General features: G+C 46.6%; 10 protein-coding genes and 1 riboswitch. Of the genes, 7 read left to right on the top strand and 3 right to left on the bottom strand.

Going from position 1 to position 13,179, the window contains the following annotated elements; genetic code table 11:
* Positions 1 to 101 precede the first annotated feature (101 nt).
* Together rlmD and FEFB_RS07665 are read right to left on the bottom strand one after the other, a co-directional pair.
* On the bottom strand, positions 102 to 1,601 hold the full coding sequence (gene rlmD, locus FEFB_RS07660; RefSeq protein ID WP_047975659.1) for a 23S rRNA (uracil(1939)-C(5))-methyltransferase RlmD: 1,500 nt from the start codon (positions 1,599 to 1,601) through the stop codon (positions 102 to 104).
* Between the two features lie 41 nt (positions 1,602 to 1,642).
* Positions 1,643 to 2,815, bottom strand: a complete 1,173-nt coding sequence (locus tag FEFB_RS07665; RefSeq protein ID WP_047975660.1) for a DUF998 domain-containing protein — start codon at positions 2,813 to 2,815, stop codon at positions 1,643 to 1,645.
* A 210-nt stretch (positions 2,816 to 3,025) separates the two neighbouring features.
* Here FEFB_RS07665 and FEFB_RS07670 point away from each other — a divergent pair, with 210 nt between their 5' ends.
* The 3 genes from FEFB_RS07670 (at position 3,026) to FEFB_RS07680 (ending at position 7,346) form a co-directional block, all read left to right on the top strand.
* Positions 3,026 to 3,307: a hypothetical protein gene (locus FEFB_RS07670; protein WP_047975661.1), complete on the top strand. Its 282-nt coding sequence runs from the start codon at positions 3,026 to 3,028 to the stop codon at positions 3,305 to 3,307.
* A 61-nt stretch (positions 3,308 to 3,368) separates the two neighbouring features.
* Positions 3,369 to 5,531 carry an AAA family ATPase gene (locus FEFB_RS07675; protein ID WP_047975662.1) on the top strand — a complete coding sequence of 721 codons (2,163 nt, stop codon included), beginning with the start codon at positions 3,369 to 3,371 and terminating at the stop codon, positions 5,529 to 5,531.
* 344 nt (positions 5,532 to 5,875) lie between these two features.
* Positions 5,876 to 5,969: riboswitch (TPP riboswitch) on the top strand.
* Positions 5,970 to 6,050: 81 nt separating this feature from the next.
* On the top strand, positions 6,051 to 7,346 hold the full coding sequence (locus FEFB_RS07680; protein WP_047975663.1) for an acetylornithine deacetylase: 1,296 nt from the start codon (positions 6,051 to 6,053) through the stop codon (positions 7,344 to 7,346).
* Between the two features lie 252 nt (positions 7,347 to 7,598).
* Here FEFB_RS07680 and FEFB_RS07685 read toward each other — a convergent pair whose 3' ends face one another.
* A complete protein-coding gene (locus FEFB_RS07685) occupies positions 7,599 to 7,895 on the bottom strand; it encodes a GNAT family N-acetyltransferase (protein WP_047975664.1) in 297 nt (98 codons plus the stop codon).
* A gap of 116 nt (positions 7,896 to 8,011) precedes the next feature.
* Between FEFB_RS07685 and dut the strand changes: the two genes are divergently transcribed.
* The 4 genes from dut to cysS all read left to right on the top strand — a co-directional run bounded on the left by dut (position 8,012) and on the right by cysS (position 13,016).
* Positions 8,012 to 8,482, top strand: coding sequence for a dUTP diphosphatase (gene dut, locus FEFB_RS07690; protein ID WP_047975665.1), 471 nt, complete (start codon positions 8,012 to 8,014; stop codon positions 8,480 to 8,482).
* A complete protein-coding gene (gene radA / locus FEFB_RS07695) occupies positions 8,482 to 9,852 on the top strand; it encodes a DNA repair protein RadA (RefSeq protein ID WP_082131956.1) in 1,371 nt (456 codons plus the stop codon). The genes dut and radA overlap by 1 nt, the downstream gene beginning before the upstream one ends.
* A gap of 157 nt (positions 9,853 to 10,009) precedes the next feature.
* Positions 10,010 to 11,506 carry a glutamate--tRNA ligase gene (gene gltX, locus FEFB_RS07700; protein ID WP_047975666.1) on the top strand — a complete coding sequence of 499 codons (1,497 nt, stop codon included), beginning with the start codon at positions 10,010 to 10,012 and terminating at the stop codon, positions 11,504 to 11,506.
* Positions 11,507 to 11,603: 97 nt separating this feature from the next.
* Complete coding sequence (gene cysS, locus FEFB_RS07705; RefSeq protein WP_047975667.1) at positions 11,604 to 13,016, top strand: cysteine--tRNA ligase; 1,413 nt, start codon at positions 11,604 to 11,606, stop codon at positions 13,014 to 13,016.
* Positions 13,017 to 13,179: the final 163 nt, after the last annotated feature.

Genomic DNA, 13,179 nt, shown 5'->3' on the forward strand with positions numbered 1-13,179 from the left:
TTCTTTGGGTTTTTATTTTAAATTTTCTCGTTCGAATTAATTATAGAATCTGCCATTATAAAAGAAAGAGTCGCTAAATAAAACGGCTCTTTTCTATCTTTTTATTTCAGTGACAGCTTCACGATGCCTTCCCAACGGGGAGTCTGAGGAAACATGTCGATTGGTTGAATAAAGTCTACTTGATAGGCAGAATCGAGGTCTGCTAAATCGCGGGCTAGTGTTGAAGGGTTGCAAGAAATATAGACTAATTTCTTAGGCTTTGTTTTGAGCAAAGCTCGTTTGAAAGCATCGTCCAAACCCGGTCGTGGTGGATCGACGACCACGGCAGTTGGTGCAAAGCCTTCCTTAGCCCACTTTGGAAAGACCTTTTCGGCTGTTCCTACTTCATAGAAGGCGTTTTCAATGCCATTTTCTTCAGCGTTTAAGCGGGCGTCTGCGACAGCTTCTGGAATAACTTCCATTCCGCGAACTTCCTTGACCAAGAAGGCCATCGACAGGCCAAGCGTTCCCACGCCTGAATAGGCATCGACCAGGGTGTCACCCTTGTTCAGGTCTAATGCCTTAATCGCGATTTCGTAGGTCTTGGTCATCTGCTCGTGGTTGAGCTGTAAGAAGGCCCGTGGGGAAAAGGCGAAGTTGAGCCCTAAGATTTCCTCATGGAGGTAGTCATCACCCCAAAACTTGATGGTCTCATCGCCCCAAATCAGCGATGTTTTGCCAAAATTGATATTTTGGAAAATACCACTCAGGGCAGGAATCTTTTCCGTGAGGGCATCGATGACCGCTAAACGACCGGGGAATTCCTCGACATTTGTGACCAGTACTAACTGGGCCTGGCCTTCTTGGTTGGCACGAACGATGATGGTCTTAACCAGGCCGGTGTTCTTGGTCTCGTTGTAAAAGGAAACAGAAGCATCGGACAAGATTTGGCCGACCTGACGAACGATGGCCATTGATGTTTCATCTTGGGTAGCGATTGTTGGTAAGTCCACGATATCGTGGGTGCCACGCTTGTAGAGCCCTAATTTAACCTCACCTTTAATCTTGCGAATTGGTAAAGAAGCCTTATTGCGGTAGTGGTAGGGAACATCCATTCCAATCGTGTCATTGATTTGGTAGTTTTCAAAGCCCTTGGGCTGGAACTTTTCCAGGGCCTGCACGATTAGGTCCTTTTTGAAGGCTAATTGAGCAGGGTAAGAAAGGTGGGCGAGTTCGAATCCACCAACCAAGTCGGCAGCCGGATCTTCTGGCGTGACGCGGTCCTGGCTTTCCTCGCGAATCGTGACAACCTTAGCCTCAATATACTTTTCGGTAAAATCAGTTACCTTAGCGGTGACGACTTCGCCTGGTAAGGCACCGGGGATGAAGACAATTTTGCGCTTAAAGTAGCCGATTCCTTCACCGTTAATGCCGAGCCGCTTGATGGTTAATGGGAACTTTTGCCCAATTTTAACCTCAACGGGTTGGCTGCGATTGGAGCGGTTGCCCTGATTTTTTGAGTAACGGTTTGGGCGGGGACGGTTACTCTGGTTCTGTCCGCGAGTGGCACTCTTTGACCGACTGGGAGCCTTTTGGTGAGCGTTATTTTTTTCTGCTGACATAGGTGTCATTCCTTTTCATGGTACAAAAGCGGGTTCTGATTTTATTCGATTGATTTGAGTGTGACTTGGTACGATTGGGACTTCGTCTCGTACAGCATATGAATATTTTGCATTAAAAGCAAGAGCCAAGAAATACCAAGGCCTAAAATAATGATTTCAAAGGCCGTCAAAGACAGGTAACGAATACCGTAGAAGAGAAAGGCGGTGACTACCATGCTGAGGGCGGTTCCTAATGAAAAGAGCTTAAATTCACGATTGGCATTGGGCAAAAGCCAGTAAATTAAAAGCATGGGACCACCCGTACCAACAATTAACAAGTTGGCCGCTGTGTCATGGGCGATATGGAGAAGGCCGGGATTATTTGGGAGTGCACCGATGGCCAACAAGCACAAGGCATCAAATGTTAGAAAGACCCTTAAAATGGTCAGTCGGTGGTGCTGTTTGTAACGCTTTTGGATGGGAACAAATAGGTAGTCAATTAAAGTTCCCCAGAGGATGCCGGCAATGATTAATGTAGCGTTAAAGGTCCAGGAAAAGTGGGCCTTGGCCGTGCCCAAAAAAGAAAAATTATGCTGCCACCATAAAAGCCGCGAGTTGGTTACCATGGCTACTAGGACCCCGCAGACGATGGTAATAATCAAAAGGACCATCATAAAGGACGTGGAAATTAGTGTGACGGTGTAAACCATTAAATAGTTGACGATACTGACAAAGACGAAAAAGAGGATGGTCGCCGTCAATCGGTCAAAGATTGCTGCCTGAAAGAGGTAGCCAATTGCCCAGAAAAAAGCAATCATGGCAAAGGCCTGAATGAGGGCGATTGAAAAAAACAGGGTTGGTGCGAGACGCGTATCGGTTTTCTTCTTAATTAGGTCTTTTTCTTGGCGGATATTTTTGAGATGAAGAGGGATAAAGGAACCCATCCCAGTAATTTCACCAAAGAAAATCACGGCTGTTGCTAGTGAGCTGTCGCCGGTGAGCGGGATTAAAGGGTTTTTTTGCCATAAAATCCAAAAGGCAAAGGCGATGGTTGCCAAGAATGATGGCACCAAAAACCGCCGGATTGAGAGTTCCTGTTTATTGTTTTCAGTTAGAACTGGTGTCAAAGTTAAGGAAGCATTATTGACAACTAAGCCAAGTTTGGCCCCGTCAGTTAAGTCGAGATTATTGACGGCCTCTTCTGGAATTTCGATTTCGTAACGCTGGTTGGCCATTCGACACCCCTTTTTATAGGAAGAATTTTTTTATTTTGTTGGAATCATTATAGCTAGAACCGCTTGACTCTAGGGCAACTACTCTATTTTAATCAAAAAATAAAAAAAAAAATATAGCACACTTGTGTTATACCATGTATGTGTTATAATAATAGATGTGGAGGGGGAAGAAAATGTTAGAAAAGAGATATCAAAACTGGGGTGATCAGAATGGTACGTTTTAACATTAAGGCTTATTTGGTGGATAAGTCGTTAACCATTTATCGGGTTTCGAAAGAATCCGGCTATGGTTACACGACGATTCATCGGTCTTTCAATAAGGCCCAAAGCCAAGCAACTTCACTAAATATACGAGATTTAGATGCCTTAGCCCGGGCCCAGCAAATGGAAATGTGGCAAGTATTAAAGGAATTGGAAAACGGTTATCAGAAACCTGATCCAGATCAAGAATCACTCGTTAAAAATAAGTGGGATTCGAAATCCGACGGTTGAGATGACACTGCCAATTTCGAAAAGAAAGTAAATTTATATAAAGAGGAAGGTATATTAATTTATGGCAAATCAAAATGATGCATTTAACAACGGATTTAACTCAGATATGAACAATATCTTTGATAGTATGATGGGTAACTTGAATGGTTTAAACTCAGAAAACCGCCGTTATCTAATTAACGGTCGGGAAGTGACGCCAGAGGAGTTTGCACAATATCGGCAAACTGGTCAGTTACCAAATGACGCACAACAAGGTCAGACAGCAGGTAATGGTCTCCCTCAAGCCGCAAAGCCCGGACAAATTAAGCAAGATGGCATGTTGGCAAAATTAGGTCGGAACTTGACCCAAGAAGCCAAGGATGGCTTGCTTGATCCAGTTATCGGCCGGAACAAGGAAATTCAAGAAACAGCCGAAATTTTGAGCCGGCGGACAAAGAATAACCCTGTCTTGGTTGGGGATGCTGGTGTTGGTAAGACGGCGGTCATCGAAGGCCTAGCTCAGGCCATTGCCGCCGGGGATGTGCCGGCCGCTATCCAAGACAAGCAAATTTATTCAATCGATATTTCAGCACTGGAAGCTGGTACGCAATATCGTGGTGCCTTTGAAGAAAACGTGCAAAAGTTAGTCGATGAAGTCAAGAACGCTGGTAACGTGGTCTTGTTCTTCGATGAAATCCACCAAATTCTTGGTGCTGGTTCAACCGGTGGCGAAGACGGTGGTAAGGGCTTGGCTGACATTTTGAAGCCAGCCTTGTCACGTGGCGAATTATCTTTGATTGGTGCAACGACTCAAGATGAGTACCGGAACACGATTTTGAAGAACGCCGCTTTGGCTCGTCGGTTTAACGAAGTCAAGGTCAACGCTCCTTCAGCAGCAGATACGTTGAAGATTTTGGAAGGAATTGCTCCTCTTTACGAGAAGCACCACAACGTTGAATTACCAAAGGATGTCTTGCAGGCAGCTGTGGATTACTCAGTGCAGTATATCCCACAACGGTCATTGCCTGACAAGGCCATCGATTTAATTGATATGACGGCTGCTCATTTGTCAGCTAAGAACCCAGCAACCGACAAGGTTTCTTTGGAAAAGAAGTTAGCTGATTTGAAGAAGGACCAAGAAGATGCTGTTGGTCAAGAAGACTATGAGAAGGCTTTGAAGGTTAAGAATGAAATTGCTGACGTTCAAAAGAAGTTAGATTCTGCTAAGAACGTTGAAAAGATTAAGGCAACGCCAAACGATGTTGCTCAAGCCGTTGAACGTTTGACGGGTATCCCAGTTTCACAGATGGGTGCTTCAGATATCGAACACTTGAAGCAAATCGACAAGCGCTTGGCTGGTAAGGTTATTGGTCAAGATGAGGCCGTCGACCTCGTTGCCCGTGCCATTCGTCGTAACCGTGCCGGCTTCGATGAAGGAAACCGTCCAATTGGTTCGTTCCTCTTCGTTGGACCAACTGGTGTTGGTAAGACGGAGTTGGCAAAGCAGTTAGCACAAGACCTCTTCGGTTCGAAGGACTCCATTATCCGTTTGGATATGTCAGAATATTCTGATTTAACAGCCGTGTCAAAGTTGATTGGTGCAACAGCCGGTTATGTTGGCTATGACGACAACAGCAATACTTTGACAGAAAAAGTTCGTCGTAACCCTTACTCAATCGTCTTGTTGGATGAAATTGAGAAGGCTAATCCACAAGTCTTGACTTTGCTCTTGCAGGTCTTGGATGATGGTCGCTTGACGGATGGTCAAGGAAACGTGGTGAACTTCAAGAATACCGTGGTCATTGCCACTTCAAATGCCGGATTTGGTAACAAGGATGTGGAAAAGGGTGACTTAATGGACCGGTTGTCCAAGTTCTTCCGTCCAGAATTCTTGAACCGTTTCAACGGTGTGGTTGAATTCTCAGCCTTGACTAAGGAAGATTTGAAGCAAATTGTCGACTTGATGTTGGCGGATGTGGATAAGACCTTGGCTAAGAAGGACTTGACGTTGCGGATTTCTGATGGTGTCAAGGAACACTTGATTGAAGATGGTTATGATGAAGCCCTAGGTGCTCGTCCATTGCGTCGAGTAATTGAACAACAGATTCGTGATCAAGTAACTGATTTCTACTTGGATAACCCTGGTAAAAAGGCATTGTCAGCTGACTTGGTTGATGGCAAGGTTGTCATTTCAGCTATCGAAGAAGATGACGATGCAAAGTCTGATGACAAATCAGCAAAGTAATCGCTTTTAAAACGAGCCCCAGTCGCAGGTTGCGGCTGGGGCTTTTTTGTTGGCTGGGCGTGTTGAGTGGGATTTAGCTCTGCAATCTGATTACGACTTTTGGTGAATTTTTTGGTGATCCTCGGCAGCAATCTGGCGGCTTTCGGTGGATTTTTCGGCAGTCTCTGCCAGCAATCTGACGGCTTTCGGTGGATTTTTCGGCAGTTCGTGCCAGCAAGCTGAAGACTTTCGGTGGATTTTTCGGCAGTTCGTGCCAGCAAGCTGAAGACTTTCGGTGGACCCCTCGCAGTCTCTGGCAACAATCACAACACTTTGCTGCGATTCTGCACAAAAGTATGCTATTCTAAAAAGGCTAGGGGAGCCATCCGCTGAGACCTGAAAAGGGACCCTTTGAACCTGAGAGTTAGCACTCGCGTAGGAAAGCCAAATACGTTGATACTAAATTAGGGCTCATTGTCCAACTCGAAACTTCTCTAGCACAAAACACTGTTGCAGAGAAGTTTTTTGATTGGAGAAAAAATGACTACTGATGAGAAGCAAGCGGTTTTTGCTGCTATTGACCAGGGGCAAGAAGAGTTTTTACACATTCTTGAGCGTTTGGTCGCGTTTGAAACGGTTTCACCGCCGGCACGAAATACCAGCCCACTACAAGAGTGGCTGGCCAGCGAATTAGCGCAATATGGCTTGGAAACCAAAATTGAAGACTTTTATGAAAAAGACCGATTGCTCGAAGCCAAGAAGCCGGGGAGCGCACCGGCAACCCATCACAATCTCATGTTAAATGGCCATGTCGATGTGGCTGCCCTGGAAAATCAGGATTTGTGGGAAACCGACCCCTTTGTCCTGAATAAAAAGGGCGACACCTTAATTGGTCGCGGAGTGAGTGATATGAAGGGGGCAATGGCTGCCTATGTCTTGATTTTTAAAATCCTGGCTGATTTGCATATTGATTTGCCCGGTGACCTTTACCTGCAGTCCGTGGTTGGCGAAGAGTTGGGCGAAGCGGGAACTAAGACTTTGCTGAACTACCACCAAGACCTGATTGATTTTGCCATTGTTAGTGATACCAGCGATACGCACTTCCAGGGGCAAGGTGGGGTAATCACAGGCTGGATTACGCTGAAGTCGCCTCATACCTACCATGATGGGAACCGGATTAAAATGGTTCAGACTGGTGGTGGCCTGAAGGCTGCTAGCATGGTTGAAAAGATGCCGGTCGTTATGAATGCCCTCCAGCAACTTGAGCGCTATTGGGGCATCACAAAGTCTTATCCTGGCTTTGCACCCGGAACGGATACGATTAACCCTGCCTATATCGAAGGCGGCATCCACCCGGCCTTTGTGGCCGATGAATGTCGGCTGTGGATTACAGTTCAATTTTATCCTAATGAGACGGTTGAGGGAATTGAACAAGAGGTTGAAGAGGCCGTTCTGGCAGCGGCCAAGGCTGACCCATGGTTGAAGGATGACCTGCCAACCTTTGAGTGGGGTGGTGATTCGATGCTGGTTGATCAAGGTGAAATCTTCCCGGCGCTGGAATTAAATCCGGATGGCGATGCCTTCCAAAAATTAGCGCGGGCCCATGAAGAAAGCTTTGGCCAAAAGCCGGTGGTGGGAATGTCGACTTCGGTTTCTGATGGTGGTTGGTTTGGCTACTACCATATTCCGGCCGTCGTCTACGGTCCGGGCCAGCTTGTTCAAGGCCATAGCGATAATGAGTCGGCGAGCCTGGCACAACTGCAAACCTACACTAAAACGATTGCTGCCTTTATCCTCGACTGGTGTCAGAGTGAAAAATCAGTAGAAGCACATTAGGTATTCGCTGGTGATTGCTAACCTAAAATAATAAAAAGAAGTCGACCGAACCGGTGGTGGATTTCCTGCACAATGGGGCCGATTTCTACTAAAAAACGTCAAAGTGAATCTGGATGAAACGCTGTTCTTCCAATTAGCTTTGACGGTTTTTGATAGAGGATGGGGATGCTTTTTACCTTTGTTGACGATGGGGTTGCCACTTATCCTACTTTCGGCGCTTTTTATTGACGACGGGGGCTATTTCCATCCAGACTACTTTTGATTCAACTGGCTCGTCGTATCAACATCCTGGTATTCGTCACGGAAGCGACGGAATAAAACGGCGGCGTACCGGCAGGCCGGTTGAACGAGTTTGCCTTCCGTTCGGGCTTTGTTGACGACTTCGTCAACCAGCTGGCGCGCAATATTTTGCCCGCGCAGGCTGGGGTCGACGAAGGTGTGGTTTAAAACAAGGCTATTTTCGGCCTGATTTTCCACGTAGGTCACCTCGCCGAGCTGTACGCCGTCCTTTTCGTAGTAGAATGCTCCTGGTTTTGCAGTGATGGCCATTAGAACCTCCCAAAATGATGTGACGGTTTAGAAATTAACCGCAATGACGTATAATAAATTAGTTAAATAATAAGTTGGTTATATGCCAGATTAATGGAAATGTAAAGGGGCTTGGAATGAAAAAGCGTGGATTTGAAATTGTCAGTCAGTATGAAAATGCCGGTTTGACCCTGCCAGCTCGGTCAACCGAACGAGCAGCGGGCTATGACTTTGCTGCAGCAACTGATATTGTCATTCCAGCACCAACAGAAGGTGTTCAAAAGCCAGTCTTGATTCCAACGGGTATCAAGGCCTATATGCAGGCGGATGAATACCTGCAATTGGTTTCACGGTCATCTTTGCCAAAGAAAAAGCACCTGGTGATGCCAAATGCGGTTGGAATTATTGATGCGGATTACTACAACAATGAACAAAACGAGGGCGAAATCATGGTGCAGGTCCTCAATATTAGCCAAGAAGACGTTGTGATTAAGAAGGGTGAGCGGATTGCCCAGGGAATCTTCTTACCTTATTTGCTAGCCGATCAGGATGAAGATACTATCAAGGCCGTTCGTGCCGGTGGCTTTGGTTCAACCGGGGAAGGCTAATGGCCAAAACGAAAACCCAATTTATTTGTTCCAATTGTGACTTTATTTCGGCCCGCTACCTTGGTCGTTGTCCAAACTGTGGCGAGTGGGGAACTTTTGTTGAAGAAAAAATCCAACCAGAAACGACCAACCGCAAGGCACGAGTCGGTATTGACGGTAAGGTTGCTAAGGTCCAAGCCATTAACGAAGTTTCTTTGGAAGATACGCCCAAGGTCACCACTGGCCTGAAAGAATTGAACCGCGTCCTTGGTGGCGGAGTTGTAGCTGGGACCCTGGTGTTGATTGGTGGTGACCCCGGCATTGGGAAGTCAACGCTTTTGCTCCAAGTTTCGGGCGAACTTTCCAACCACGGTAAGGTCCTCTATGTGACGGGTGAAGAATCGGCCTCCCAGGTTAAGTTGCGGGCGGACCGGTTAGATGTCGGTGGTCAGCAATTCTACCTTTATCCGGAAACCGATATGACGGCGGTGAAAAAGCAGGTCGAAGAAATGAAACCGAATTTTTTGGTGATTGATTCCGTGCAGACGATGCAGGAACCTGATTTGACCTCACCAATTGGATCTGTTGCCCAGATTCGGGAAGTGACGGCAGACCTGTTGCAGATTGCCAAGACCAACAACATCACAGTCTTCATCGTTGGCCACGTGACCAAGGATGGGGCCATCGCTGGTCCAAAGATTTTGGAGCATATGGTTGATACGGTTCTCTACTTTGAAGGGGACCGCCACTATAAGTACCGGATTCTGCGGGCGGTCAAAAATCGTTTTGGTGCTACAAATGAGCTTGGCATCTTCGAGATGCGTGATCAGGGATTGGTTGAGGTTGCCAATCCTTCCGAGATTTTCTTGGAGGAACGCCTGGCTGGTGCCACCGGGTCGGCAATTGTTGCGACATTAGAGGGGAACCGGCCAATCTTAGCGGAACTCCAGGCCCTCGTAACCCCGTCTGTCTTTGGGAATGCGCAACGGACGGCTACTGGCCTGGACCGCAATCGCGTTTCGGTCATTATGGCGGTTTTGGAGAAGCGGGCGAACCTTCTGCTACAAAATCAAGATGCCTATCTCAAGGCGGCTGGTGGCGTTAAGCTCGATGAGCCGGCCATTGATTTAGCGGTCGCGGTCGCGGTTGCCTCGTCTTATCAGGATAAGGAAACCAGGGCCAGTGACGTCTTTATTGGTGAGCTGGGCTTGACCGGTGAAATCCGGTCGGTGGCTGACTTAGAAGGTCGGCTGAAGGAAGCAACTAAGTTAGGCTTTTCGCGGGCAATTGTGCCTAAGAACAACTTGGCTGGCTTGCGTTTGCCGGATGGTCTTGAGGTCGTTGGCGTGACGACGATTAAAGAGGCGTTGCGCCTGGCGCTTGGTGACTAGGCTGGCGGAATCGCTAGTACCGGCTGCCGACCATCTATTTTGAAATCAGGACCAAAACGATCCTGATTTTTTCATGAGGGCTGAAAGCCTGCCCGACTTGTTGTATACTTAAGAAAGAATTTTTCAGCGTTAGGCTGTACTGAGGAGAACAATATTCATGACTGATGACTTTCGTGTTCGTTATGCCCCATCACCAACGGGCTATCTACACATTGGAAACGCCCGAACGGCGTTGTTTAACTGGCTTTTTGCCCGCCACTACAATGGAACTTTTGTAATCCGAATCGAAGATACCGATTCTGCGCGAAACATTGAAAATGGTGAACAGTCACAGTTGGAAAACCTGAAGTGGTTAGGCTTGGATTGGGATGAAGCACCTGATAAGCCTGGTCAGTATGGACCATACCGCCAATCAGAACGAAATGAACAGGGAATTTACCAAGAATTCATCGATGAACTTTTGGCTAAGGGCCTTGCTTATAAGTCTTACAAGACTTCTGAACAATTAGCCGAAGAAAGAGCAGCACAACAGGCTGCCAAGCAAGCCCCTCACTATATCTATGAATATGAGGGCTTGACCAACGAAGAGCGCGAAGCGAAGTATGCTGACTTTGAAGCCCAAGGTTTGAAGCCAGTTGTTCGTTTCCGTGTTCCAGAAGAAAAGGTCTATGCTTGGGATGACATCGTTAAGGGTCATATCGAAATCGGTGCCAAGGAAGTTGGTGGTGACTGGGTTATCCAGAAGGCCGATGGGATGCCAACTTATAACTTTGCCGTTGTAGTGGATGACCACTTGATGAAGATTTCGCACGTTTTGCGCGGGGATGACCATGTTTCCAACACGCCAAAGCAAATGATGATCTATGAAGCTTTGGGCTGGGATGTGCCAAAGTTTGGTCACATGGCCTTGATTATCAATGGCGCAACGGGTAAGAAGTTGTCAAAGCGTGACAACGATGTTTTGCAGTTTGTGGAGCAATACCGCGAATTGGGTTACCAACCAGAAGCTATGGATAACTTCATTGGTTTGTTGGGTTGGTCACCAAAGGGTGAAGACGAAATCTTCTCACTGGAAGAATTCAAGGAAATGTTTGACGAGCACCGCTTGTCAAAGGCCAACGCCAAGTTCGACCAAAAGAAGCTGGAGTGGATTAACAACCAGTGGATCCGTAAGGACAAGGACCGTATTATGCCACAGCTCTTTGATCAAATCATTGCAGCTGGTCTGATTTCAAAGGAAGAAGCTGAAAAGCGTGCCGACTGGTTGAAGGAAGTTATCGAAGTCGCTGGTGTTGACGGTATTTCTTATACGAAGCAAATCGTTGACTTGGTCCGCGAACCATTCTTCCAGTTGGGCGAAGTGACGGATGAAATGGTCGATTATTTGACATCTGAAGATGGTCGTAAGGTCTATGACGCCTGGGAAAAGGCCTACACAGCCTTGCCAGATGATGCCGATGCCGGAACTTATATGGCTACCATTCGTGGTATTCAAAATGATCTTGAAATTAAGGGCCGTAATTTGTGGAACCCAATCCGAATTGCGACAACTCACCAAATTCAGGGGCCAAACCTACCTGAAATGCTTGTCTTGTTGGACAAGCCGGCCGTCTTGAAGACGATGGCTGATGTCAAGGCCAAGTACCTCGACTAAGGTTTTAAAACAGCACTCACTTTGAGTGCTGTTTTTTGTTGGTTTTGCTATAATGAGAGCAAACAATGACGATTACTAAAGTAAAAGAGGTCCGCATATGCTCCAAGTCTATAACACCTACAGCCTGGAAAAAGAAGATTTTGCCCCGCAGGAGGCTGGCAAAATTACCATGTACCTGTGTGGACCGACGGTTTATAACTACATTCATATTGGTAACGCTCGATCAGCTGTTGCTTTTGACACGATTCGGCGCTATTTGGAATGGCGCGGTTATGAGGTGAACTTCGTTTCCAACTTTACTGATTTGGGTGATAAGGTTATCGCTCAGGGTGAAAAAGAAGGCCTAACTGAGCAGGAAGTGGCCGATAAGTATGCGGCTGCTTTTGCAGAAGATACACGGCAGCTAAACATTAAGCCGGCTACTAGCCGTCCGCGTGCGACCGAATATATGAAAGAAATGGTCGAATTCGTTGAGCGATTGCTTGAGCAAGGTCAAGCCTATGAAGTGAACGGTAATGTTTACTTTTCGACGAAGAAGTTTAAAAACTATACAGCACTTTCCCACCAAAACATGGAGCAGTTAGAGGAAAATGCTGCTGGTCGCCTTGGGGAAGAAGACCAAGAAGATAAGCAGGACCCAACTGATTTTGCCTTGTGGAAGAGTGAAAGTCGGCCGGATGTCGTTGCTTGGTCATCACCATGGGGACCAGGTCGCCCTGGCTGGCACTTGGAATGCTCGGTCATGAATGACCAGTTGCTAGGCGAAACGATTGATATTCATGCTGGTGGGATTGATCTAACATTTCCACACCATACGAACGAATTGGCGCAGTCGGAGTCATACCACCACCGGCAGTTTGTTCGTTATTGGTTGCATAACGGCTTTGTCAATGTTAATGATGAAAAGATGTCGAAGTCACTGGGCAACTTTGTTACCATCCATGACTTATTGAAAACGGATATTGACCCGCAGGGGCTTCGTTTCTTCTTGGCCAAAACTAACTACCGTCGGGCGATTTCCTACAGTTCAGATCGATTGGACCAAACACAAGGCGAGCTTGATCGGTTGTACCGGGCGTATCAGGGTCTCTTAGACGCCAACGCGGTAGCGCCAGCGGGTCAAGTTTCAGAACAGGTGCAAAATCAGGTAGCGGAATTGGAAGAGTCCTTCATCGAAGCGATGGATGATGACTTTAATACAGAGAACGCGGTTACCGTTATCTTTGATTTGGCAACTTTGGCTAATAAGGTGCAAAATCAGGAAACTGCAACGCAGGGTGACCTAGAGTGCCTGGCTAATCGTTTGCAAACTTGGCTAGGTATCTTTGGGATTGAACAGTTGACGAAAGAAGTTGTTCTCACACCAGATCAAGAGGCTTTGTTGGCAGAACGAGCAGCAGCACGAGCTGCTAAAGACTTCCAAACATCGGATGCCATTCGAGATCAATTGTTGATAACTGGCCTGGTTGTTCGTGATAGTCCACAGGGGCAGACTTGGGAATTAAAGTAAATCCGAACATTGTTACTTAAATAAACGGATAAATTTGTTTAAATCGAACAAATTTATCCTTTTTTTATTTAAAAAACGTCTTTAATTTTTTGGTTAAAAAGTCCTTGCAAAACTATTGACGAGTAGGAGGGCAGGCGCTATACTAGTTATTGTTCGTTACGAA

The organism is Fructobacillus sp. EFB-N1 (genome assembly GCF_001038455.1).
Taxonomy (GTDB): domain Bacteria; phylum Bacillota; class Bacilli; order Lactobacillales; family Lactobacillaceae; genus Fructobacillus; species Fructobacillus cardui.